Source organism: Aquirufa sp. OSTEICH-129A (assembly GCF_054558355.1).
On record NZ_JBPXKC010000005.1, the window covers coordinates 231,474 to 257,279 of the forward strand.

Sequence of the window (25,806 nt, forward strand, 5' to 3'; positions counted from 1 at the left end):
CGCTTATTTTGATTTATTTCATGGTAACTAATGACTACCCTATGGCGAAATATATACTTTGGATCCATTTCTGTTTTCTTGTTACCTCGGGCTTGGCTCAGTCCTCTAAAATTCAAAAGAAAGATGTAGAAGGGGCAGCCAAGATTTTTGACCTCAATTTTACTAGCAAGGAAATAGATACCCTATTGTCGGATGTGCAAGATAATTTAGCTATTTACCAAGAACAACATCGTGTTCATCTACCCAATTCCGTTCCCTTAAGTCTTTGGCAAACCGTACTTCTTCCCGGTGTAACGGTCAATAAAACCCAACAGCCTATCCTTTGGTCCAAAGCTCTAGGTACCGATTTACCTAATAGAAAATCATCGCTGGCTTTTTATAGCATTCCCCAATTGGCCGAATTAATCAAAACCAAAAAGATTAGCTCAGTTCAGCTGACCGAATTTTATATTGATAGAATAAAGAAATATGGGGATACGCTACAGTGCCTGATTTCTTTGACAGAATCCATTGCCATGGAACAGGCTAAGCAAGCTGATGAAGAGATAGCCCAAGGAAAATATCGTGGGCTTTTACATGGAATACCCTATGGCCTAAAAGACCTTTTTGCTGTAAAGGGAACTAAAACTACTTGGGGGGCAGCGCCTTACAAAGAGCAAGTGATTGAAGAAGATGCATTTGTCTATCAGCAATTGCGCCAGGCAGGAGCCGTTTTAGTCGCCAAATTCACATTAGGGGCCCTAGCCATGGGTGATTATTGGTATGGAGGTAGAACAAAAAACCCGTGGAATCTGGCTTTAGGTTCCTCAGGTTCGTCAGCAGGTTCTGCTTCAGCCACTGTGGCAGGACTAGTCCCATTTGCCATTGGTACGGAAACCTGGGGAAGTATCGTTTCTCCATCTACCGTATGCGGTGCTTTGGGACTTCGACCTACTTTTGGAAGGGTGAGCCGCACTGGGGCTATGGCTTTGAGTTATAGCTTGGATAAAATAGGACCGATCTGCAGGAATGCGGAAGATGCCGCAATTGTTTTTAATGCGATTAGGGGTACAGATGGACTAGATTTATCGGCTACGGAAGCAGCGTTTAATTATACCAATCAATTGGATATCAAAAAGTTAAGAATCGCTTATGCCAAAAACTATTTTGAAAAATTAAAAGATAGTAGTGCTAATGAATGGAAAGTGCTCCAAATTCTCAAACAGGCAGGAGCAAACATTGTTCCGGTAGAATTTCCAGATAATCAGTTTTATCCTTTCCAAATGATGGATATCATCATCGGGGCTGAATGCGCTGCCCAATTTGATGAATTGACTCGTTTTAACGTGGATGATGAATTAACCATGCAAAGAAAAGGAGATTGGCCAAATCAGTTTAGAACCGCCAGATTTATCCCGGCTGTGGAGTATATTAATGCCCAACGTCATCGTTATCTATTGATGCAGCAAGTCAATTACCTTTTCAAAGATTATGATGTGATTATCAGCCCTAGCCTTTTTTCAGGAAATCAATTGGCCATTACCAATCTGACTGGCCACCCAGTAGTTTGTATTCCCAATGGTTTTGACAAAAAAACGAATAAACCTACTAGCATTAGTTTTTTGGGGAACTTGTTCGACGAGGCTACGCTTTTGGCATTGGCCTAAATATATCAGGATGCGACACCTTGGGACGAAATGCATCCCGAGCTTTTTAAATAAAGAAATCCACTCTTTTTTGTTTGAAGCCGTCAAATAAATTTCCTTTTGTTTCTAGTAATCAGGGTAGATAAAATAAGATTTTTTTAAGAAATACTTATATTAGCTTTATCTAATCTAAACTATGATAAATCAAACACAAAAGGAGGCATACCATCGAGACGGTTACTTGATTATGCCAAATCTCTTCTCCAAAGAAGAAATTGACTTATTATACGCTGTGGCCACCGACCAATCTGTGGTTAATCAAGCTTTTGATTTAAATGATCAATCTGGGAAAAAAACGAAACTGACACTTTGGTTTACAGCGGGGGACGATTCCTTTGGGCTTATGTCGCGGAGTAAGCGCTTAGTAGAAGGCGTTCAAACCTTATTAGGAGAAGGCGAGGTTTGTCATTTTCATTCTAAAGTAATGCAAAAAGAACCTCGCGTAGGTGGTTCTTGGGAATGGCATCAAGACTATGGTTATTGGTATAAAAATGGCTTTCTTTTTCCTGAAGCCATGATATCTGTCATGGTGGCCTTAACTGATGCCACTATAGCAAATGGCTGTTTACAAGTGTTGAAAGGAACCCATAAAATGCAGCGATTTGAGCATTTATTTGCAGGAGAACAACAAGGGGCCGACATGGATTTTGTGACAGAAGCGGAAAAGATTTCAGAGCTCGTTTATTGTGAATTGAAAGCGGGAGACGTGCTATTTTTCCACAGTAATATTTTACATCGTTCCGAAGCTAATTTATCCGATCAGGCTCGCTGGTCTGTGATTTCGGCTTATAATCTTTCTTATAACAAACCCTTTAGAGAGAAGCATACCTCTTGTATTGAGCCCGTTCAAGTAGTGGATGATGAGGCTCTTTTGGCCAGTGGACAAAGGGTCGTGAACCAAGCAGATTTTTTAAGTAAAGACAAAGAAATAACCTTACAAGATTTAAAATAAGATGGCACAAGTTTGTATTCTAGGTGGAGGATTTATTGGTAGATTTTATGCGGATTCATTGACGGGTCGACGAGGAAAAGACCAGGTGAGTGTTGTTTATGCTCGAAAAGAAGAAACAGCAATTCGTTTTGCCAAAGATTACCAAGTAGCTCATTACACAACGAATATGGAGGAGGCCATCGCCCATCCAGCTACGGAGTTTGTGGTAATTGCTCTCCCGAATTACCTGCATGAAGAAGCCGTTAATTTATGTGTGCAACACAAAAAGGCGGTGCTTTGTACGAAACCGCTTGGAAGAACGGCCGAGGAGGCGCTGCGCATGACCCAAGCCTGTGAAAAGGCGGGGATATTCGCTGGTTATTTGGAAGACCTTTGTTATACGCCTAAATTTTTGAAGTCCTTAAAATCAGTTCAATCAGGCGCACTAGGTCGAATTTTATGGGCAAAATCCAGAGAAACCCATCCTGGTCCACATTCAGATTGGTTTTGGGATATTCAAAAAGCTGGAGGAGGCGCCGTGTTGGATTTAGGTTGCCATTGCATAGAAATTGCCCGCAATTTCATTGGCAAAGATGTAAAGCCTGTGGAAGTGATGTGCTGGGCAGATACTCAAGTAAAACCCATTGATGCCGAAGATCATGCAATTGGATTAGTAAAATATGAAAACGGAGCCATAGGGCAGTTTGAAGTGTCTTGGACTTTTCGTGGAGGAATGGACCTACGAGATGAAGTAATGGGAACCGAAGGGACTATTTGGATCAATTCATTTTTGAGAACAGGTTTTGAAATGTTTACTTCGGGCGCTGGTAAATCCTATGTGGCCGAAAAGGCAGAGAGCGATTCAGGCTGGCAGTTTCCTGTTGGAGACGAAGCCCATGAACTGGGTTATACCAATATGTTTACCGATATGTTTGATGCTTATGAGAAAGGGGAAAGCCCCATGGAAACTTTCTATGATGGTTATGTAGTGAACGCCATTATAGATGCGGCCTATCGATCGGCGAAAACAAAATTGTGGGAACCGGTACAATTACCCGAATGGCGTGGTCAAGTTGGCCTATCAAAACCATCCGTTTACCAAGAATTTGATGGGGATCACTGGTTTATCAAGGAAGAGATTTTGCCTAATGGCGACAAGAAAGTTATCCTGAAAGTCAAAGCCACAGGGGAAATTATTGAAAAAGAAACTTGGGTATAATGGCAAAAATCATCGTTATAGGCAGTTCAAATACCGACATGGTTATCCAGTCGGACAGGCTTCCAGCCCCAGGGGAAACGGTCTTGGGGGGAACTTTTTTTATGAATCCAGGGGGTAAAGGGGCCAACCAGGCTGTTGCTGCCGCCCGACTAGGGGGAACGACCTATTTTATTGCCAAAGTAGGAAAAGATGTGTTTGGAGAAAGTGCCCTCAAACAATTTGCCCTAGAAGGAATTCATAGCGAATTTATTTGCCAAGACGATAAACAACCTTCGGGTGTTGCTTTAATCAATGTAGATGCCCATGGAGAAAACTGCATTACGGTGGCCTCAGGAGCCAATGCTCGCCTTTTACCTCAAGATATTGAAGCGGCGAATTCCCTCTTTCAAGCAGGGAATTGGCTTTTAATTCAACTCGAAATACCTTTAGAAACTGTCGTTTATTCGCTAGAAAAAGCCCATCATGCGGGTATTTCAGTTGTTTTAAATCCCGCACCTGCCTGTTCCTTACCTGAATCTATTTATGCTTACATTGATATTATTTCTCCCAATGAAACTGAAACAGAGTTTTTAACAGGAATCCGGCCTATGGATGAAGCTAGTTTATCTCAGGCTTGCGACTATTTTTTAACCCGTGGAGTGAGAAGGGTAGTCATAACCCGAGGGTCCAAAGGGGCCTATTGGAAAACATCCAAGGGTTTTGGTCATGTGCCAGCCCAGCAGGTTAAAGCGGTAGATAGCACCGCCGCTGGAGATTGTTTCAATGGAGCATTGGTAGTTGCCCTGTCTGAAGGAATGACCTTTGAATCAGCGATTGCTTTTGCTTGTAAAGCCGCTGCATTATCTGTTACTCAATTAGGAGCACAAGCCTCCATGCCCAATCGAAAGCAATTATGAAAAAACTTATCTTACTTCTTTTATTAGTTCCTTTTTTTCTGAACGCCCAAAGCAAAAAACAAAAAGTCATTTTTGATTGCGATTTGGGAGATGATATTGACGATGCCTATGCATTGGCCTATTTATTGACCCAACAGGACAAGTTGGAAATTTTAGGAATTACCACTTGTTATGGTAGAACAGACGACCGCGCTCGTTTGGCATTAAAGATGTTGTATGATACGGGACAAAGTCATATTCCGGTGTTTATGGGAAGAAATACGTCGCATATTGACAAAAGAGCCAACTGGTATGCGGATCAATTTTCTTGGGCTAAAGGATTTGAGGAAATTAAACCACAGGCCAAACCTGCTGCTGATTTCATCATCGAGCAAATCAAAAAATACCCCAACGAAGTCGTGGTTTTTTCGGTAGGGCCCGTCACTAACTTTGCTGACATCATCCAGAAAGACCCCCAAATTTTAAAGAAAGCAAAACATATTTATGCCATGTTTGGCTCATTTGATGTGGGCTATAACCAAAAGAAGCCGATTGATGCCGAGTGGAATGTTAAAGTAGATGTGCCCGCTTCCCAGCAATTTGTAAATTCTGGAGCTAAGATTACTTATGCTGGTACTGATGTAACTTCTCAAGTGAAACTTTCCGCGAAGAACCGTCGGCTTTTAAAGGAGAAAAATAGCCCCTTGACCAATGCGCTGACAGATTTATATCGACTGTGGGGTCAGGAGACACCCACTTTATTCGATCCAGTGGCCATCGCCATGTTGTTACATCCAGATTTATTTCAAACTGAAAAGCGGCACATTGCTGTAGATGATCAAGGATTTACTCGCAGCTCAGTTGGCAAGTCAAATGCCATCGTTGGTATAAAAATCAAGGAGGCTAAAGTTCTTGAAATTTTAATGGACCAATATTTGAATCAAAAATTTGCTTTAAAACCCTAAAACATGAAAAAATTTGGCTTGTTATTAATGTTTTTACCCTTTTTAGCCTGGTCTCAGTCTAAGTCGATTGTCCTTTCTAAACAGACGCTTCAAGATAAAATCAAGGGCGGATGGGCCGGACAAACCATAGGAGTGACCTTTGGTGGCCCCATGGAGTTTCGTTACAATGGCACCATGATTGATGCCTACCAACCCGTTCCTTGGTACGATGGCTATTTGAAAAAGACCATGTTAGAAAATGCTGGTCTTTACGATGATTTATATATGGATTTGACTTTTGTTGAGGTCTTCGAAAGGGAAGGATTAGATGCCCCCATCGCTTCTCATGCCAAAGCTTATGCGGAGGCAGGATATGCACTTTGGCATGCTAATCAGGCAGGTAGGTATAATATTTTGCATGGAATAGGTGCACCAGCTTCTGGGCATTGGAAAAATAATCCACATGCAGATTGTATTGACTACCAAATTGAGTGCGACTTTGCTGGCTTGATGTCGCCCGGTATGCCCAATGCTGCCTCTAAAATCTCCGATAAAATTGGCCATATCATGAACTATGGTGATGGGTATTATGGTGGAGTATTTTTGGGAGCTTGCTATACTTTGGCCTTTGTATCCAATAACATTCCTCACATCATCCAGGAAGCATTGAAAACAATTCCCAAGCAAAGCGCCTATTACCAATGCATCTCAGATGTAGTGCGTTGGCATAAACAATATCCGAATGATTGGACTAAAACTTGGTTGGAAGTGCAGAAGAAATGGGCTCAAGATATTGGTTGCCCAGATGGCGTTTTTGCACCTTTTAATATAGATGCTACCGTAAATTCAGCCTATGTCGTGATTGGTTTATTGTATGGACAAGGAGATTTTACGAAAACGATGGAAATCACCACACGCTGTGGGCAGGATGCAGATTGCAACCCCTCTTCTGCTGGAGGAATATTGGGAACGATGTTGGGTTATGACAAAATTCCTTCCTACTGGAAACAAGGTTTAAAGGAAGCAGAAGGGATAGATTTTAAATACACAAGTACCTCTTTGACCGATGTGTATAGCATTGGCTTCAAACATGCATTACTAAATATTGAAAGAAATGGGGGTAAAATTGTGGGAGAAAAGGTTTTTATTCCTGTGGAGGCGCCTAAAGCGGTGGCATTTGAAAAGAGTTTTGATGGGGTGTATCCGATTCAGAAAATTGGTGTGGGAAAGGCCCTGAAAGATGAATACCAATTTGAATTTAGCGGAAAAGGTTTTGTGCTTCGCGGCGAAACAGCCAAATGGGCCTCTACTTCCAACCATAATTTTGAAATGGAGGTATATGTCGATGGCAAATTGATGGAAAAGGCTCAATTACCCACTGCCTTTACCACTCGACGCCATGAATTGACCTGGAACTACGATTTGGCACCGGGTAAGCACCAAGTTCGTTTGAAACTATTGAACCCCGTAGAAGGACAGGAAGTGCGGATGATGGATGTGATAGTATATGATGCTCCCGGCAAAAAATCCACCGATTCGCAGTTTTACCGATTGGGAAATTTGAAATAAACCTCTAAATAGTACGCCATGTTTATCATTGAAAATTATTTGACCGCGGTTTTATTGTGCATCGTGACCATGCTATGCTGGGGGTCTTGGGCCAATACCCAAAAATTGACTAGCAGTCATTGGCGATTTGAATTATTCTATTGGGATTATGCGCTAGGGATATTGATTTCGGCAATATTGTTTGCCTTGACCTTAGGAAGTGTCGGAGAAGAGGGTCGAAGTTTTATCCCGGATTTAAACCAAGCTAGCCAAGAAAACCTCTTTTCTGCTTTTTTGGGTGGTGTAATATTTAATGGAGCCAATATTTTATTGGTCGCCGCTATTTCCATTGCGGGTATGTCCGTGGCATTCCCCGTGGGCATCGGCATTGCCTTGGTATTAGGTGTTTTGGTCAATTATTTGGCCTCTCCACAAGGTAGTCCCTTGTTGATTTTTGGCGGGGTAGCTTTGATTTCTTTGGCCATTATTTTAAATGCCCGAGCCTATAAACAACTGAATGAGGGAGTTTCCGAAAAGCTATCTAGCAAAGGTTTATTCTTGTCCGTTATTAGTGGCTGTTTGATGGGTTTATTCTATAAATACGTAGCAGCCTCTATGGCCACGAATTTTGTAGAACCTGAATTAGGGAAGTTAAGTCCTTATTCCGCACTAGTTTTATTTTCAGTGGGAGTTTTAAGCAGTTCTTTTTTGTTCAATACCTGGCAAATGAAAAAGCCGTTTTCGGGTAAATCCGTTTCATTTGGGGATTATTTCCAAGGGTCTTTTCAAGACCATGTGATGGGGATCTTAGGCGGAGGGATTTGGTTTGTGGGGATGGCATTAAGCATTTTGGCTTCCGAAAAAGCTGGTCCGGCGGTGTCTTATGGTTTAGGCCAAGGGGCTACGGTAGTGGCGGCTATTTGGGGTATTTTCATTTGGAAGGAATTTGCCAAAGCCAAGAGTTCTACCAAAAGCATGCTCAATTGGATGTTGCTTTTGTATATTGTCGGTTTGGCATTATTGATTGGGGCAAAGTAATCTCAATGGCTATGAATTAAAGAAAACGGATACAATTTTACCTACTCTTTCATCGTATTACATCCATCAAGTATTGAATTATTATGAAGAATGTAGGTTTAGTGTTCTTATTAGGTGTATGGATGATGTCTTGTAAAAATTCCACTCCTGACCCTTTGAATGAATCAAATTTTAAAATCAAAGCAGGCTATATCTGTGGCTGGGGCGCAGGCATAGATACCTTAGAAATTGCGAATCAAACGGTACGTTATGTCTATTATGTTCCTCGTAAATCGGCTAAGGCACAGATTTTAAAAACCAGAAAATTGACTGACCAAGAATGGACGGAATTAAAGAGCTCCGTCAATTGGTATCAGTTTATTCGATTAAATTATAAAACTTGCAATGTCTGTTTCGATGGTTGCGATGAATGGATTGCCTTACAAAATGGTGACTTGTTGCATCAAATTACCTTTAGTAAAGGCCTGAAAATTGATACGATTAATACATTACAAGCCAAAATTGCCCAGTTGAAAAGCGAATTATCTCAATAAGGAAACTTCTTATTGCCTTGATAAAAACCTAAACCTAAAAGATCCATTGCATGAAAAATTCTGTATTCCTTTTACTTTCCATGCTTGGATATTTTTCCCTACAGGCACAGCCTAAAAAACCGAATATTCTCTACATTTTGGTCGATCAATGGCGAGCACAATCCATCGGCTATGCGGGAGACCAACAAGTAAAAACGCCTCATTTGGATCAATTAGAAAAAGAAAGCCTCAATTTGCGTAAAACGGTTTCTGGAATGCCTGTTTGTTCCCCCCACCGAGCCTCTTTAATTACAGGTCAATACCCGCTTAGTCATGGCGTTTTTATGAATGATGTCTTACTCGATACCAATCGAACGACCATCGCTAAAATATACAAACAAGCAGGATATCAGACAGGATATATTGGTAAATGGCATATGGATGGACATGGGCGAAGTTCCTATATTCCCGAAACGCGCCGACAAGGTTTCGACTATTGGAAAGCTTTGGAATGCACCCATGATTACAACCATTCGGAATATTATTCGGGGGATTCACCTGTTAAAAAAACTTGGGAGACTTATGATGCCATCGCTCAGTCGGAAGATGTGGTGAAATACCTAAAGGCTCAATCTACTACTTCCCAACCATTCATGCTTTTTATTTCCATAGGTTCTCCGCATGATCCTTATCAAACGGCCCCAGAAAAGTATAGTAAAATGTACGAAAACCTGGAGCTTAAGTTGCGGGATAATGTACCTCCAGAAAATAGAGAAAAGGCCATTAAGGATACCCGTGGTTATTATGCGCACATGACGGCCATCGATGATTGCGTAGGGCAAATGTGGCAAGCACTCAAGGATCAGGGTTTAGACGAAAATACCATCATCGTTTTTTCATCGGATCATGGAGATTTATTAGGGTCACATGGAGCTTGGAATAAGCAGCAACCCTATGAAGAGAGTATTCGAGTGCCATTTTTACTGCATTATCCCAAAGCATTTGGGAGGAAAGGCAAGAAGTTAGATATTCTATTAAATACTCCCGATATTATGCCAACGCTCTTAGGGCTGAGCCAAATTAAAATCCCTAAATCGGTGGAAGGGCACGATTTTTCAGCTGTTTTGCAAGGAAAGAAAAAGGATGATGTGGCCTATACACTGATATCTTGCGTGCAGCCTTTTGGCCAATGGCCTCGGGCTAAAGGAGGCCGAGAATACCGTGGTTTAGTTTCTAATCGGTATACTTATGTCAAAGATTTAAAGGGACCTTGGCTATTGTTTGACAATCAAAATGATCCATTTCAATTACGAAATTTGGTTAATCAGGATTCGGTGAAAGAAGTTCAAAACCAAATGGAAATGGCATTACAAACGGAATTGAAGAAAAGAAAGGACGAGTTTAAGTCGGGCCTTTTTTATGTCAAACAATGGAATTATTTAATTGATGAAACGGAAACTGTTCCTTATCAGAAAGTTAATTACCAAGGAATACCCATTAGCGATTTATCCACCGGTTATCCCCAAAATCCTAAATAAGCATGAAAAAATGGCTCGTTTTAACCTTAATAATGTTGCCTTGGATGGGGATTGCCCAATCCAATAAGCCTAATATCATTTTCATCTTGACCGATGATCATCGCTGGGATGCTTTGGGATATGCAGGTAATAAAATCATTCAAACGCCCGTGATGGATGATTTGGCAAAGAAGGGAATTTATTTCAAAAATGCCTTCGTTACCACGCCCATTTGCGCGGCTAGTCGGGCAAGTATTATCACGGGCATGTATGAAAGAACACATCAATATACCTTTGGACAAGGGGACATCAAGCCAGGCTATGTTGCCCAGTCTTACCCCGTCATGTTAAAGCTAGCCGGGTATTATACCGGATTTTATGGCAAATTTGGGATAAATTATGCGGGCTTTTCAAGTCTATTTGATCAAGGAGAAAGTTATGATCGTGATGATAAGCTAAAAGATTATCGAGGGTATTTTTATAAGAAATTGGGCAAAGATTCGGTGCATTTAAGTCGATATACCGGCCAAAAAGCCATGGATTTTATTGCCCAAGCCCCCAAGGACAAACCATTTTGTTTATCACTCAGTTTTTCAGCTCCCCATGCGCATGACCCTTCTGAGCAGCAATACTTTTGGCAGCCAGAGGTAGATTATTTGTACCGAGATGTGACGATTGCACCACCTATTATGGCCACCGAGGCGGATTTTTTGGCACAGCCAGAATATGTTAGAACAGGCGAAAATAGAACACGCTGGTATTGGCGATTTGATACACCTGAAAAATACCAAAGAAGTGTGAAAGGTTATTATCGCATGATATCTGGAGTGGATGTGGAGATTGGGAAAATCCGAAAGGTGCTGGAGGAAAAGGGTTTAGATAAAAACACCGTCATCATTGTCATGGGCGATAATGGGTATTTTTTGGGAGAACGGCAGTTGGCCGGAAAGTGGCTAATGTATGATAATTCCCTTCGTGTACCCATGATCGTATATGATCCTAGGAATTCCAAACACCAAGACATATCGGATGAAGTACTGAATATTGATATTGCACCTACCATTTTTGGCTTCGCAGGTCTGCCGATTCCCAATTCCTGGCAAGGGCAAAATTTATCCTCTTATGTGCAGGGGAAAAGGCCAGCCAAATCACGAAAAGACTTTTTAGTAGAGCACCTTTGGAAGGTTAAAATCATTGCTTCCAGCGAAGGAATTAGATCCAAACAATGGAAGTATTTCAGATACCGCGATCATTTAGATCGGGAAGAATTGTATGATTTACAAGCTGACCCATTGGAGAAAAATAATTTAGCCAATGAGCCAAAGTTTAAAAAGGTGTTAAATCAAATGCGCCAAAAATTAGCCAATAAAGTAGCTTCCTTGGAGGGACAACGGCTACCCTAGTGGCTTTAATTTTTTCTTAAATATAGCTGATGTGAAAAAGGAGTGAAGCCTGTGATATAAACAGATGGAGCTTGCGCAAAAGGCAAACCTCCCCTTAAGTGGATGGCTTTATGCTCTGCTCTGCCTGGGCCAAATCGGATGCTATCTTCAGCTAAAGTGTATTTACCTTCGGCTTCTTTTAATAGGTAGGCATTACTTTCTTTTCCACTTGGAATAACTCCTTCAAATTGGCCATCTCCTCGAAAGATTAGTTCTAGACTCACAGGAACTCCGTCAGTTCCTTTCATGTCAATGTCAATATTCAAACCGCCCTCGATTTCCTTTACTTGAATTTTTGTTTCTAGGTATTGAATTTCACTTTGTTTACGATTGCTTCGAGGCATTTTTTCCCAATCGCCGCTCGGGTCAATTTGCTCCTTAGCATGTGGTTGAAAATAAGGCCCATCCAACGATTGTTGAAGCAACCAAGTGTTCCCTACTTGCTTAATTTCCGGAGATTGAAACTGACCTTTCCCGAAAAATGAAGCCGCTAGACGTAGTCCTTGAAGAATGGCATTTCCATGATGAAAAGTCAGGAAATTGGGATTATTAACCAAGATGGTGGAATCCCATTTATCCCTCCTAATTCTGACTAATCCCGAATAAGGAAATGATTTTACATATTGAGTAGGGATACTTTCTCCAGCGGGAAGTTCTTGCCATAAAAAGGGTTCATCCAAAAAGTTTTCGATGTGCGTGCCAATCCTTGGAAAATAAGCTTTTTCAATCAATCGACACATGGCTGCAAAGCGAGGATTTTTATCTAAAATGGCTAAATAACGGTAAGCATAATAGTAATTTTCAAACATATTAATGCCGCCTTTGTCTTGTCGGTTTGAGGCATCTGTCACCACTTCCATATTGGGGTGCACATAATACAAAGTCATTTCCAAGTTTTTCCGAACTACCTCCAGCAGTGCTGGTTTTTTAAATCCATGGTGGATGGCTATAAGTGCTTTGTTGATAATAGCGGAATAAATACCTGCACTTTTCTCGGTGTATTGTCCATCTGGATCTAGATCAATATGCTCTTGGAGCCACTCTTCCGCCCTTGCCTTATATCGAGGGTCAGGCCAAATTTGATATAGTTTGGCCAAAGCCCCTGAGACCACCCAACGATGGTTTGGGGTATGAATTCCACCTACTACCAATGATTCTCCGCAACGCTTTAAAAACGTTTCTAACGGTTTCATCAGGTTTGTATAGCGATTATCGGCATTGTTTTTTTGAAGTAGGGCATAGGCCACACACAACTTTTCTACACTAAATGCCGTATCTGGAGGTGAGTGAAAATTGGTACTTAATAGGTCTATGGTACCATCAGGATGTTGCATTTTAAGCAAACACTGTGTAGCCTGAATGGCTTTATCTAAGAGTATTTGAGATTGGTAAAAACTAGATTCCGGACTAATGACGGCACAGGCCACTTTCAATACATAATAACCCGTAGTTTGTGGATTTGGAATATCATCCCCATCTCTAAAACCACCATAATAGACCTGCTTTGGATCGCTAATTCGAAGTGCTTCAAAGCGAGGAAAATCTTGGTCATTTTGTCGAATGATTTGGATAAGCCAGGCTGGTTTTTCTTCCTTTGCCTTAGCGGAATAAGCCCAATGGGCATGACTTAACGAACCTAAACCCATTGCTCCGATTTGTACAAACTTTCTTCTTTTCATGGCATTAGTGGCGTGCGATTTTTTGGTATTCTAGAGCGAACATGATAAATGAACCAATGCCAAAGCCTTGGCCTTCCACGATTGGTCTTCCATAATAATAGTCTTTCATACCTACACAAGTTCCTCCGGAAACTCGACTAGGGCATAGGTAAGGGCCTTTAGGCTGCACCAAGCTATGTTTTTTTAAGCCTTGGTAAGCGGCATGGATAGAAGGTAAATATTCGGAAGGATTCAATAGACCTAATTCTATTCCTTTAGCCATGGAATAAGCAAACATGGCTGTAGAAGAGCTTTCTTCCCAGTTTTTGGCGTCCTGTGGGTACAAAAGGAGTTGATACCAATGCCCAGTTTGTTTGTTTTGCAAAGATGGCAAGGTCCGAATGATGGAAAGAAATTCTTTTTTTAATGGTTCGTAGTAATTGGACTTGGGGCTAATGTTGCTTATCACATCAACCAAGGTCATGGTTACCCAACCATTTGCCCTACCCCAGTATTCGCTACTTTTTCGGGTCTTTTTATCTGGCCAACCCACTATACTGCATCCATCATCATAATCTTGATCATCATCGTCCCATGCATGCACCCAAAGCCCTGTATTGGGGTTAGCTAAGGATTGACTATGTGCCTTTATTTGGGAGTAGATATGCGCCAGGTATTTTTCATCTCCAGTGCCTCGGTACATTTCCATGAGAAACATTTGGAGCATATATACCGTATCATCCCATAATTCAACGGTCTCTGTACGGTGAGAAATGCCTCCATTTTTAGATCTTGGAGCATTTAGGTAATCTTGATATATCGCTTGGGCTTTGGTTTTGTATTTTTCCTCTTTGCTCACTCGGGCTAAAAACGCCATGCCTATTCCTGAAGCTATGGCATTGGGATGCTTGCCATTGGCTACATCGTATGTTTTATCCATGGCTGTTCGAATGTATTGAAGGTATTGTGCTTTTTCTGTATCCGGTTTACTTTGATATAAATGAATTAAAGAATTAAGAAAAGTGGCTTGTCCCCAATCCCAAACATATTTTTCGGCAGGCATATACACTTCTCTACCGTATCGGTCTAATGAATCTATCCAAGTTTGAGCTTGACTTATACTCAGAGAAAAACACAAGAGGAGGCTGAGGAAAAATCTATTTTTCATCGCTTAATCATCATTTAAAAGGTCTAGAGCAAAAAAAGGGAAAATGTTGCTTTTGTAGCCATACATTTTCCCTTCAATATAGATATTTTAATCCTTTATTCTGTACAAAAATTCATATAAATAGTTATATGATGATTTTTGTTTTAGGATTGTTTTCTTTTTTTCATCACTAAGCTATCAGCTGGATAATGAGCCTTCAGGCTGTCCATTTGAGCTTTTGCCCAGGAGATTAGCACCTCACGTTGTTCTTGACTCAGGTTCGCTTCTGGGTGTAGGCCAAAATACGTATAAGATTCCATGGGCATTTCTTTTTCTTCAACGGTTTCTACAATTTCTTCCAATTTATGGTTTTGTACCGCAATCGGCAATTTGGTGAAACTAGATAAGTTTAAATGTTTCTTCCCATCATTGATATGGTGCGTTAAGAAAAACCCAACAGGTTGAATGTTGTGGTACCAAGGATAAGTACTTTTATTCGAATGGCAGTCGTTACATGCCACTTGAAGAATATGATTCACATTTTCAGGTACTAGGTATTTCTTGGAGATAGCAAAAGTTTGATCATCAGATTCATTTTTTTCTTGGCGGATAAATTGTATCCCCACAAGAACAACGATAAGGGTAATTAGAATTTTCTTTTTCATGCGATGTATTCGATTGGTCTTTTGGTTCTTATTTCCCTAATTTAGTAAAAATTAGGAATATTTTAATCTAATTTATGGGAGAAAAATCCAATTTTAAGTCAAGAGAATTTTATTGATTACGATATTTGACATAGTTGAAATCCACCCAGGTTAAGGTTTGAGTTATTTCATGATTTAGTTAATTATCTAATTATTCTGTTCGATCCTTTTTGAATTAGGTTTCAATCTAGTTAGCCTAGTGCTTTTGAAAAAAGTGTTTAATTATAGAATGGAACAGCGAATGGTTTTATGCTGTTAATAAAGAAGTTTAATGCCTATTCCGATTGTAAATATAATTTTAGCCTATGCCAAATAAACATTCTTCAAATAAAAGCCGCAATCAGTCTTTGCTCAAGGATATCGTTTTAATCATTTTGGGGATTTTTTCGGCCTCATTTGGTTTCAAAGGGTTTTTATTGACCAATCATTTTATTGATGGAGGTGCCACCGGTATATCTTTATTACTCACGAATGTGACTAAATTACCCTTGGCCATATTATTGATCATCATCAATATTCCTTTTGTTTTATTAGGCTTACGCGTGATGGGCCGAACCTTTGCTATCAAAACAGCATTTGCTATTTCTGGTTTAGCGGCTGTAGTGGCCTTTATTCCTTTTCCTGATGTAACCAGTGATAATTTATTAGTGGCCTTGTTTGGTGGTTTTTTTCTGGGTGCAGGTATAGGTTTGACTATACGTGGGGGAGCGGTGATTGACGGAACAGAGGTATTGGCTATTTATTTGAGTAAACGTTTGGGAACGACCATAGGAGACATCATCATTGGTTTAAATGCGTGTATTTTTTTAGCGGCTACCTATTTTCTTTCGGTAGAAATTGCCCTTTATTCTATGGTAACCTATTTATCTGCTTCAAAGACCTTGGATTTTTTCTTAGAAGGTTTTGAAGAATATATGGGAGTGACTATTATTTCAAGCGAACATAATGCCATCAAGGAAATGATTCAAAAGGAAATGGGAAGGGGTTTTACGGTCTATTCAGGAAAAAAGGGATTTGGGAAAAAGGGGGAATCAGAACATGTGGACATCGTTTATACCATTGTGACTCGATTGGAACTTAATCGACTGAACAATGCCATTGAACAAATTGATAAAGATGCTTTTGTGGTAATGTCTAGTGTAAAAGATACCAAAGGAGGCATGATTAAACAGCGACCACTGAAACATTAAAATAAACCAAGGACAGTTTTTGGGATGAATTGACCAAACAAATCAAGCAGCTTTAGAAGCTATTGATAAGGCCTGATTAGTTGCTTTTTGGCATAAAAAAAGGAATAAACTCACTGGCTAGACATTACTGTCAGATAGAAAGAAATTCCTTTTTCGTTTATTTATTAAGAACACGGAGCAACTAGCTAACTAATAGTAGTTGTGATTTGGTTCCACAAAAGTAAGTCAAAGGATGGCAATCTCATCGAATTATTTTCAAATTTGATATGTCCTCTTGATAATTGTCAATAATTTAATCCCCTTTGAATTACGATATATCGGGATGATCATGACCTAATCTACTTAATGTTTCGGGTCTAATTCCCAGAAATTCGGCAATGTATTTATTCGGAATTCGTGATATACTTTCGGAGTATCCAGAGGCCAAAAATGCGTCATATCGGTCTTTGGCATTAGGAATCCGTGAAATATAGACTCTTTCTTCCGCTGAAACTAAGTAAAATTCAAACAAGGTTCGATAGATAGTAGCCATGTCAGGAAAGTGCTTTAAACAATATTGCAAATCGTCATAATGCAATGATTCCGTTTGTGTGGCTTCTATAGCTTGAATATTTTCTTTGCAAGGCGTCCGCATGAAAAATCCGCCCACCGAGGTGAAAACATGGTTCTCCCAATCTACCCATTGGGTAATTTCTTTTGACCCATGCTGGTAATAACCACGAACTAATCCTTTTTTAATTAAATGTAAGTGGCTGACTGTGTCCCCAGCTTGGCATATTAATTCGCCTTTCTTAAAGCTATGACTTGTCATATGGGCTGAAAGGTATTGTTTTAAATCCTTGGAAATAGGAGTAATTGAATTAAAAAAGATTAGGCTATATAAATTCTTGGGTGTCGGGTTACTCATAGTTGAATAGAAACATGAATGGGATTTGCTAATTTCTAATGAGTCGAAACTGCATATTCCCTCAAAAGTTATGTTTAATTCTATGAAATAAAAAAGAAAAGGAGGGCAATTTTTTAGGGGCAAAAAAAACGAGGACTTGAAGCCCTCGTTTTTACATGCGTTAAAGTAGTTATGTTAACGATCCAACGCAGTGCGATTTATGAATACGTAAGTTGAAATATTTGGTTTAACACCAAAGAAATCGACAACATAATAATATACCCCATCTGGTAATTTTTTATCTATGTTTAATACATTGTTAGGAGAACTTTCTCCACCCCAATCATTTTTATAGTTTTCAGTTTCGAAAACTAAATCTCCCCAACGATTGTAAATACTGATTCTATTACGGTAGTTCAAAATTCCTGGAATGATCAATTTATCATTGAATCCATCATTGTTTGGCGATATTCCTTGCGGAACAAAGGTGTCACAATTATCTGGATCAAGTCGGTTTGGAATACCATCCTTATCACAATCAGGCATAGCACCATAATTCAAATCATCTTCTAATAAATCAGGAATTCTATCATTATCGTCATCTGGATCTATGTAATCGTAAATACCGTCTTTATCAGTATCCAATGGGGTATTTAGATTATTTCCAGCTCCAATACTATCCGGAGTTCCGTCGTTGTCAGAATCCGTATCACGGTAATCTGGCGTTCCGTCACCATCTGTGTCAACAGGTTTATTAGGATCTTTTCCTACCTCAATTCTGTCAGGGATACCATCATTGTCACTATCCACATCACGGTAATCTGGTAGTCCGTCTTTGTCAGAATCCACAGGTCTGTTTGGATCAGATCCAGCTTCAATCTTGTCGGATAAGCCGTCGTTGTCAGAATCCGTATCACGGTAATCTGAAACGCCATCTTTATCTGTATCTAATGGAGCGGCAGGATTAGCTCCTACTTCTACCTTGTCTGGAATGCTATCATTATCAGAATCGCTATCGATATAATCAGCTACACCATCTTTATCAAAATCAGCTGGAATTAAGGCATCCGGGCCAACTTCGAAGCTATCTAAAATGGTATCATTATCAGAATCGGTATCACGGTAGTTTGGTAAGCCATCGCCATCGGTATCCAATGCTTTGTTGGCATCAGAACCAATTTCTAAACGATCTAAAATGCTATCATTGTCAGAGTCGGTGTCAATATAATCTGCTTTACCATCTTTATCAGTGTCTAAAGGATTATTTGGATCTGATCCTACTTCCATTTTATCTGATAAACCATCAGCGTCAGAATCCAAATCTCTAAAGTCATAGCTACCATCTTGATCTGAATCCAAAGGATTGCTTGGGCTAGGGCCCGCTTCAATCGCATCTGGAATCGTATCATTGTCTGAATCTAAATCTCTAAAGTCTTCGATACCGTCTGAGTCACTATCTAATGGTTTGAATCCATTTCCACCACCTTCAATTTGGTCTGGTATTTTATCTCCATCAGAATCTAGGTCTAGGTAATCTGGAGTACCATCTTTATCCGTGTCTACTGGAGATTTTGGATTGCTTCCTGCCTCATAGATATCCATAATGCCATCGCCGTCCGAATCGGTATCTCGGTAATTGGCTAAGCCATCTTTATCAGAGTCAATAGGCGCACTTGGATTAGTTCCTGCTTCCATTGCATCTGGCATTCCGTCTGCATCGGAGTCAAGATCTTCAAAGTCTTTTATGCCATCCTTATCTGTATCCACAGGACTTTCACAAACCACGCTTTCAATTTTATCTGGAATACCATCTCCGTCAGAATCTTCATCACGGAAATTAGGGATTTCATCACCATCCACATCACCACCTAATTCAATACGATCAGGAATACAATCATTATCCGAATCTAGGTCAAAGAAGTCAGGCGAGCCGTCCTTATCTGTATCAATAACGGCTTTGTATTGACCACGATCATCCCATCCGTCATCATTATCATCATTTTTATTGTCACAGGCAGCGCATTTGCTCTTGCCTTCCCATGCGTCTGGAATACCATCTCCATCAGAGTCTAGATCTAAGTAATTTGGAGTACCATCACCATCATTATCACGGTCACGCTCATCGGTATCACCTAACCAGTCTCCATCCGAATCTTTATCACGGTAATTTGGTTTACCATCTTTATCCGCATCTCCTGTAGATTCAACTTTATCGCTGATGGCATCACCATCGGAATCAAGATCTAAATAATCAGGAGTACCGTCCTTATCTGTATCTGGAATTGGAGCTGGATTAGATTCTAAGAAGTCAACCAATCCGTTACCGTTTACATCTGGAGCTGATCCATTGATGTCAACACGTCCATCATAGTTGGTATCTATAACCCCACGAGTGCTATTCGTAGCCTCCCAAGCATCCATAATACCATCATTATCTGAATCAGTATCTAAGTAGTTTGGAATTCCGTCACCATCACTATCAACAGTTCTTTCCATGGAATCCAAAATACCATCGTTATCAGAATCAAGATCTAAGTAATTGGCATCACCATCACCATCACTATCAATATTCTTTTCAATGATATCTAAAATGCCATCACCATCTGAATCAGGATCTTGAGAGTTCGGGATACCATCACTGTCAAAGTCTTGACAAACAGTACCACCCGTATATCCACCGTAACATTCCATGTCATTGGTTATGCCATCACCATCACAGTCTCCTAAGAAATATCGTTGATATCCTAAAGATCCTTTCACTGGAATATATCCTGGAATACCTCCAATACATGAGTTCAATGGAGCTGCATCGGTACCATTGGTTGTTCCATCGCCGTCGCAGTCTAAGCCCTTCCAAGTAAGTGTTGTTTTGGAGAAATCTTGACTAGCCACCAAGTACGAACATGGATCATTTTTATCGGTACCATCGGTTACTTCTTTCTCATCAGATACACCATCACCATCCACGTCATCGGCAACAACCACAATATTTTCTGCTTGTACGCCTGCTCCCGTAGTTGGGGTAAAGGTAAATCCACCATTACCTGATCCACCTTGGTATTTAATTCCAAGTAAAGAGAAGTCTGCCACCCCATTAACAAAGTCACTTGGGCTGGTTAATTTAATCGTTCCAGAAAGTCCTGTTACATTACCTGTTAAATTCGTAACAACAACTGTGATGTTGTTTTGGGATGCATCAAAGTTTTTCACTACGTTGCCATATTGGTCAAGGGCCTTTAATGAACCTACTAAAGGTTGACCTACCACTTGCTGCGGAGCGAGTGTTACTTCCAATTTAACAAAGGTTGAGTTAACTACTTCTACCTGTAATTCTCCTTCTTTTGGCGTATTTACCACCCCATCAGTAGCCGAAATGGTAGCAACTTCTGCTTTGTAAAGAATAATCACTGCACTTGCAATACCATTGGTAAATGTTAGGTTGACTGTACTTCCAAATTCAGATAAAGATGTACTAAGTGTAGCATTTAGATTGACATTAGTCGAACTTGGATTTTGAACAACAATATTACCTGCAGAAGTTGCATTTATATTTACGGTAGTTGCTGTGGTAGTTGAATTTGTCTTTTTAACCGTTTGATTCAATGTGCCATTACCACCACCAATGGACGTAGGAGTGTTATTTGGGGCACCTGCACTAGGCTTATAAATATCCGAAGCAGCGGTGGCACCTGTGAAGGTGATAGGTTTCACTCCTGCATACGAAGGAATGATGTTATCATATTGATCCAACGCTCGGATGGTAATCGTCTGAGTAGTACCAGCCTCTTGCTTGGTTAAACCACTAATGAAATAGCGATAAAGTGGACCCGGGCTTACCGTAAAGGCATTACTATCTCCCACTTTTCCGTTTACATTAGATCCAGCTCCGGTACCAGTGGCGCGTAACACTATGCCGGTTTCTGCTTTGTTATAAACTACACCGGTGATGGTGACAGAACTTGTTCCTGCCAAAATAATTCCAGTATAAGTACCTGAAATGGTACCTGTTCCAGTTTTAACACTTAAGGTAATTGTTCCATTAGCCGTAGCTAAAACCGTATTGTCATTTTCGTCAGTTAAGGTGGCCGTTATCGTTTGCGTAGTACCCGCAACATAATTGCTAAGTGTACTCAATTTGATTTTTGAGCCAACTCCCGCACTAACTGCAAATGCGTTGGAGTTACCAATTTTACCATTGGCACTACCTGCACTTGTACCCGTTGCTTTCAATTCAACGCCAGTTTCAACTTTATCATAAGTAACACCTGTAATGGTTACACTTGAATTGCCACTAATGATTGTGCCACTAATTGTGCCACCTAAAGTACCTGTTCCCGTTTTAACACTTAATGTTACCGTAGTATTGACGTCGGCATTGACAAGGTTATTATTGGCATCTACTAAGGTAACTGTAACAGGGAAGGCATTTAAGGCAATTTTATCCGTAATGTTTGAAACAATGAATTTATTTGCACTACCAGCCGTTACATTGAATGCATTTGAGTCTCCTGATTTTCCACTGGTATTTCCAGCACCTGAACCCGTAGCTGTGATAACAACTCCTGACTCTAATTTGGTGTAAGTAACACCAGAAATAGTAAGTGTGCTCGAACCAGCGGTCATGGTTCCAGTTAAAGTTCCACCTAAAGTACCTGTACCTGTTTTCAAACTTAAGCTTAGGGTTCCATTGGCGGTTGCATTGACTGCATTTCCATTGGCATCAGTCAATGTAACTGTTACAGAGAATGCCGTTCCTGCTGCTTGGTTTCCAATGGTGCTTACCACTAATTTTGACGCTGCAGAGGCAGTAGAACTGAACCCTGCTGACGTTCCAGTTAAGTTAGTATTGTCTGTAGCTGTGATGGTCGTAGATGTACCTGCAACTGTATGCGTAGTAAATGTTACTGTTGCTATACCATTGGCATCTGTTGTGCTTGTCGCAGATGAGAATGAACCATTTAGGTCGCTCTTCGACCAAGTTATCGTTTTACCAGCAGTTGTGACAGGGTTATTGTTGGCATCAACTAATTGAGCGGTAATTGTCACAGTACCACCAGCGGTTGGTGTTGAATTACTGCTAGTGACAATGTATTTAGCACCTGCTCCAGCCACGACGCTGAAGGTATTAGAATCTCCCGATTTGCCAACAACGTTTCCACTACCAGAACCTGTTGCAGTTAAAGCAACACCTGATTCTGCTTTGGTATATGTGACACCTGAGATATTTACCGCACTTGAGCCTGCATTAATAGTTCCTGTTAGAGTTCCCCCTAAGGTACCATTTCCAGATTTCAAGGTTAAGCTTACTGTTCCATTGGTAGACGCATTGACAGGGTTGCCATTGGCATCAGTTAACGTGACAGTAACCGCAAATGCCGTTCCTGCTGTTTGGCCAGCAATGGTTGAAACAACCAATTTGCTTGCTCCTCCAGAACCAGAAGTAATGCTTGGACTTGTACCTGTTAAGTTCGAATTGTCAGTTGCAGTAATCGTTGTAGTTGTACCAGCAACGGAGTGCGAAGTGAAGACCACTGTGGCTGTTCCATTAGCATCTGTAGTACTAGTTGCCGAAGCGAAAGTACCATTGATATCACTTTTAGTCCAAGTAATGGTTTTACCAGCAGTTGTAACAGGATTATCATTAGCATCTAATAACTGAGCTGTTATGGTTACTGTTGCACCTGCAGCAGGTGAACTAGAACTGCTAGTTACTAGGTATTTAGCACCTGCTCCAGCCACTACAGTAAAGGCATTAGAATCACCAACTTTAGCTGCCACATTACTTCCAGCACCTGATCCTGTAGCAGTTAAAACTACGCCAGTTTCGGCTTTGGTATAAGTAACACCTGAGATGGTAACTGCACTAGATCCTGAAGTAATGGTACCTGTAAGTGTACCACCTAAAGTACCTGTACCAGTTTTACGAGTAAGAGTAACGGTTCCATCAGTAGTTGCATTGACCGCATTGCCGTTTACGTCGGTTAATGTAACTGTAACGGCAAACCCTGTACCAGCGGTTTGTTGCGAGATAGAAGAAACAACTAATTTAGTTGCTGCACCAGCCGCGTAGGTAATGGTAGATTGAGTTTGAGAACCTGTGCCACTCTTTACCGGGTTGGAATTTAATGTTGCTACAAAGATACCACTACCAGAGCTTGTTGGAGCAGTAACAGTAGCTGTATAGGTACCATTTGAGTTATCTGAAACAGTACCAATTGTACCAGAACCCGAAGATTTAGTGATGGTAACGGTAGCTCCACCTGCTCCTACATTATTTCCATTGGCATCTTTAGCAGTCACGGTTAATACTTGAGTCGTAGAACCGTCGGCTGTAATAGTTGCTGAAGTCGGAGTTAATGTAGATGCAGTAGCATCTGCAGCACCAGCAACCACGGTGAATGCATTGGAATCACCCGTTTTTCCGTTCACATTTCCAGCCACAGAACCCGTAGCAGTTAAAACTACGCCGGTTTCGGCTTTGGTATAAGTTATACCCGAGATGGTTACTGCACTAGATCCCGAAGTAATGGTACCTGTTAAATTTCCACCTAAAGTACCAGTACCAGTTTTGCGTGTCAGCGTTACTGTTCCATCAGCAGTAGCATTGACTGCATTTCCGTTTGCGTCTGTTAAGGTAACCGTCACAGCAAAAGCAGTTCCTGCAGTTTGACCTGAGATGGTAGAAACAACTAATTTACTTGCTCCACCTGAACCAACAGTAATGGTGGATGTTGTTCCAGTCAAGCTTGTGTTATCTGTCGCTGTAATGGTTGTCGTGGTTCCAGCTAAGGTATGGGCTGTGAAGGTTACAGTAGCTGTTCCATTGATATCCGTATTACTTGAAGTAGGAGAGAAAGAACCATTATTATCACTCTTAGTCCAAGTAATGGTTTTACCTGAAGTTGCAACAGGATTATTATTAGCATCTACCAATTGGGCGGTGATAGTAATAGTACCGCCAGCCGCTGGGGAGTTTGAACTACTTGTTACGATGTATTTGGATGCAGCACCCGCTACTACCGTAAAGGCATTAGAATCACCTGATTTACCAGAAACATTACCTGATCCAGAACCAGTAGCTGTTAACTCTACCCCTGTCTCTGCTTTAGTATAAGTAACACCTGAGATGGTTACTGCACTAGATCCTGAAGTAATGGTACCTGTAAGTGTACCACCTAAAGTACCTGTACCAGTTTTACGAGTAAGAGTAACGGTTCCATCCGCAGTTGCATTGACTGCATTGCCGTTTACGTCGGTTAGTGTAACGGTAACGGCAAACCCTGTACCAGCTGTTTGTTGCGAGATAGAAGAAACAACTAATTTAGTTGCTGCACCAGCCGCATAGGTAATGGTAGATTGAGTTTGAGAACCTGTGCCACTCTTTACCGGGTTGGAATTTAATGTTGCTACAAAGATACCACTACCAGAGCTTGTTGGAGCAGTAACAGTAGCCGTATAGGTACCATTTGAGTTATCTGAAACACTACCAATTGTACCAGATCCCGAAGATTTAGTGATGGTAACGGTAGCTCCACCTGCTCCTACATTATTTCCATTGGCATCTTTAGCAGTCACGGTTAATACTTGAGTCGTAGAACCGTCGGCTGTAATAGTTGCTGAAGTCGGAGTTAATGTAGATGCAGTAGCATCTGCAGCACCAGCAAGCACGGTGAATGCATTGGAATCACCCGTTTTTCCATTCACATTTCCAGCCACAGAACCCGTAGCAGTTAAAACTACGCCGGTTTCGGCTTTGGTATAAGTAACGCCAGAAATGGTTACGGAATTGGTGCCAGAAGTAATGGTACCTGTTAAATTTCCACCTAAAGTACCAGTACCAGTTTTGCGTGTCAGCGTTACTGTTCCATTAGCACTTGCATTTACCGCATTGCCATTTTCATCAGTTAAAGTAACGGTAACGGCGAAACTAGTGCCAGCTGTTTGCTGAGCGATATTACTTACCACTAATTTAGAAGCTCCACTAGCATCTGTTGTAATATTTGTAGTAGTACCCGTAAGGCTTGTGTTATCCGTTGCCGTGATGGTTGTTGTTGTATTAGCAACAGTATGTGTTGTAAATGTCACGGTAGCTGTACCACTGGCATCCGTTGTACTTTGTGCTGATGAGAAAGAGCCATTGGCAGCATCACTCTTAGACCAATTAATGGTTTTACCAGCGGTACTGACAGGGTTGTTATATGCATCTACTAATTGTGCTGTAATCGTTACATTAGCTCCAACTACTGGAGAGTAATTGCTACTGGTAACAAGGTATTTAGATGCTGTTCCGGCCACAACAGTGAACGCATTAGAATCACCAACTTTGGCTGCTACATTACTACCAGCACCAGTTCCTGTTGCAGTTAAAACTACACCCGTTTCAGCTTTGGTATAAGTAACACCTGAGATGGTAACTGCACTAGATCCAGAAGTAATGGTACCTGTAAGTGTACCACCTAAAGTACCAGTACCTGTCTTACGAGTAAGAGTAACTGTTCCATCAGCGGTGG

Annotated in this window: 16 protein-coding genes; 11 read left to right on the forward strand and 5 right to left on the reverse strand. The window is 40.8% G+C overall.

The features are described from left to right. Positions 1-41: 41 nt before the first annotated feature. The 10 genes from SKC36_RS10930 (at position 42) to SKC36_RS10975 (ending at position 11,672) form a co-directional block, all read left to right on the forward strand. The gene (locus SKC36_RS10930) at positions 42-1,646 is read left to right on the forward strand and encodes an amidase (RefSeq protein ID WP_459465905.1); all 1,605 of its coding nucleotides are present in this window, start codon (positions 42-44) and stop codon (positions 1,644-1,646) included. 175 nt (positions 1,647-1,821) lie between these two features. After that, complete coding sequence (locus SKC36_RS10935; protein WP_459465906.1) at positions 1,822-2,637, forward strand: phytanoyl-CoA dioxygenase family protein; 816 nt, start codon at positions 1,822-1,824, stop codon at positions 2,635-2,637. A gap of 1 nt (position 2,638) precedes the next feature. Beyond that, positions 2,639-3,835 (forward strand): Gfo/Idh/MocA family protein, encoded by a 1,197-nt coding sequence (locus tag SKC36_RS10940; RefSeq protein WP_459465907.1) that lies wholly within the window; start codon positions 2,639-2,641, stop codon positions 3,833-3,835. Beyond that, entirely contained in the window at positions 3,835-4,731 is an 897-nt protein-coding gene (gene rbsK / locus SKC36_RS10945; protein ID WP_459454614.1) for a ribokinase, read from the forward strand. Before SKC36_RS10940 ends, rbsK begins: the two co-directional genes overlap by 1 nt. Beyond that, on the forward strand, positions 4,728-5,675 hold the full coding sequence (locus tag SKC36_RS10950; protein ID WP_459454615.1) for a nucleoside hydrolase: 948 nt from the start codon (positions 4,728-4,730) through the stop codon (positions 5,673-5,675). The genes rbsK and SKC36_RS10950 overlap by 4 nt, the downstream gene beginning before the upstream one ends. A 3-nt stretch (positions 5,676-5,678) precedes the next feature. Further along, positions 5,679-7,223 (forward strand): ADP-ribosylglycohydrolase family protein, encoded by a 1,545-nt coding sequence (locus SKC36_RS10955; RefSeq protein WP_459465908.1) that lies wholly within the window; start codon positions 5,679-5,681, stop codon positions 7,221-7,223. A gap of 18 nt (positions 7,224-7,241) precedes the next feature. Further along, positions 7,242-8,240, forward strand: coding sequence for a GRP family sugar transporter (locus SKC36_RS10960; protein ID WP_459454617.1), 999 nt, complete (start codon positions 7,242-7,244; stop codon positions 8,238-8,240). A gap of 83 nt (positions 8,241-8,323) precedes the next feature. After that, entirely contained in the window at positions 8,324-8,773 is a 450-nt protein-coding gene (locus SKC36_RS10965; protein WP_459465909.1) for a hypothetical protein, read from the forward strand. Between the two features lie 50 nt (positions 8,774-8,823). Next, positions 8,824-10,290 carry a sulfatase family protein gene (locus tag SKC36_RS10970; protein WP_459465910.1) on the forward strand — a complete coding sequence of 489 codons (1,467 nt, stop codon included), beginning with the start codon at positions 8,824-8,826 and terminating at the stop codon, positions 10,288-10,290. A 2-nt stretch (positions 10,291-10,292) separates the two neighbouring features. Next, on the forward strand, positions 10,293-11,672 hold the full coding sequence (locus SKC36_RS10975) for a sulfatase family protein (protein ID WP_459465911.1): 1,380 nt from the start codon (positions 10,293-10,295) through the stop codon (positions 11,670-11,672). A 5-nt stretch (positions 11,673-11,677) separates the two neighbouring features. Here the strand turns inward: SKC36_RS10975 and SKC36_RS10980 are convergent, their stop codons facing one another. From SKC36_RS10980 to SKC36_RS10990, 3 genes are all read right to left on the reverse strand, one after another. Continuing rightward, a complete protein-coding gene (locus tag SKC36_RS10980; protein WP_459465912.1) occupies positions 11,678-13,390 on the reverse strand; it encodes a prenyltransferase/squalene oxidase repeat-containing protein in 1,713 nt (570 codons plus the stop codon). 4 nt (positions 13,391-13,394) lie between these two features. Beyond that, entirely contained in the window at positions 13,395-14,537 is a 1,143-nt protein-coding gene (locus tag SKC36_RS10985; protein WP_459465913.1) for a glycoside hydrolase family 88/105 protein, read from the reverse strand. A 143-nt stretch (positions 14,538-14,680) separates the two neighbouring features. Beyond that, complete coding sequence (locus SKC36_RS10990; protein ID WP_459465914.1) at positions 14,681-15,181, reverse strand: heme-binding domain-containing protein; 501 nt, start codon at positions 15,179-15,181, stop codon at positions 14,681-14,683. A gap of 344 nt (positions 15,182-15,525) precedes the next feature. Here SKC36_RS10990 and SKC36_RS10995 point away from each other — a divergent pair, with 344 nt between their 5' ends. After that, entirely contained in the window at positions 15,526-16,410 is an 885-nt protein-coding gene (locus SKC36_RS10995) for a YitT family protein (RefSeq protein ID WP_459465915.1), read from the forward strand. Between the two features lie 307 nt (positions 16,411-16,717). On the opposite strand, the gene SKC36_RS11000 is transcribed toward SKC36_RS10995, so the two are convergent. Together SKC36_RS11000 and SKC36_RS11005 are read right to left on the reverse strand one after the other, a co-directional pair. Then, complete coding sequence (locus SKC36_RS11000; protein ID WP_459454626.1) at positions 16,718-17,317, reverse strand: Crp/Fnr family transcriptional regulator; 600 nt, start codon at positions 17,315-17,317, stop codon at positions 16,718-16,720. 174 nt (positions 17,318-17,491) lie between these two features. After that, a partial coding sequence (locus tag SKC36_RS11005; protein WP_459465916.1) for an invasin domain 3-containing protein occupies positions 17,492-25,806 on the reverse strand: 8,315 nt, incomplete at its 5' end.

Excerpts from the sequence above, each read along its gene's own strand:
- SKC36_RS10930 (WP_459465905.1), top strand. The coding sequence starts at position 42 with ATGGCGAAATATATACTTTGGATCCATTTCTGTTTTCTTGTTACCTCG.
- SKC36_RS10935 (WP_459465906.1), top strand. The coding sequence starts at position 1,822 with ATGATAAATCAAACACAAAAGGAGGCATACCATCGAGACGGTTACTTG.
- SKC36_RS10940 (WP_459465907.1), top strand. The coding sequence starts at position 2,639 with ATGGCACAAGTTTGTATTCTAGGTGGAGGATTTATTGGTAGATTTTAT.
- rbsK (WP_459454614.1), top strand. The coding sequence starts at position 3,835 with ATGGCAAAAATCATCGTTATAGGCAGTTCAAATACCGACATGGTTATC.
- SKC36_RS10950 (WP_459454615.1), top strand. The coding sequence starts at position 4,728 with ATGAAAAAACTTATCTTACTTCTTTTATTAGTTCCTTTTTTTCTGAAC.
- SKC36_RS10955 (WP_459465908.1), top strand. The coding sequence starts at position 5,679 with ATGAAAAAATTTGGCTTGTTATTAATGTTTTTACCCTTTTTAGCCTGG.
- SKC36_RS10960 (WP_459454617.1), top strand. The coding sequence starts at position 7,242 with ATGTTTATCATTGAAAATTATTTGACCGCGGTTTTATTGTGCATCGTG.
- SKC36_RS10965 (WP_459465909.1), top strand. The coding sequence starts at position 8,324 with ATGAAGAATGTAGGTTTAGTGTTCTTATTAGGTGTATGGATGATGTCT.
- SKC36_RS10970 (WP_459465910.1), top strand. The coding sequence starts at position 8,824 with ATGAAAAATTCTGTATTCCTTTTACTTTCCATGCTTGGATATTTTTCC.
- SKC36_RS10975 (WP_459465911.1), top strand. The coding sequence starts at position 10,293 with ATGAAAAAATGGCTCGTTTTAACCTTAATAATGTTGCCTTGGATGGGG.
- SKC36_RS10980 (WP_459465912.1), bottom strand. The coding sequence starts at position 13,390 with ATGAAAAGAAGAAAGTTTGTACAAATCGGAGCAATGGGTTTAGGTTCG.
- SKC36_RS10985 (WP_459465913.1), bottom strand. The coding sequence starts at position 14,537 with ATGAAAAATAGATTTTTCCTCAGCCTCCTCTTGTGTTTTTCTCTGAGT.
- SKC36_RS10990 (WP_459465914.1), bottom strand. The coding sequence starts at position 15,181 with ATGAAAAAGAAAATTCTAATTACCCTTATCGTTGTTCTTGTGGGGATA.
- SKC36_RS10995 (WP_459465915.1), top strand. The coding sequence starts at position 15,526 with ATGCCAAATAAACATTCTTCAAATAAAAGCCGCAATCAGTCTTTGCTC.
- SKC36_RS11000 (WP_459454626.1), bottom strand. The coding sequence starts at position 17,317 with ATGAGTAACCCGACACCCAAGAATTTATATAGCCTAATCTTTTTTAAT.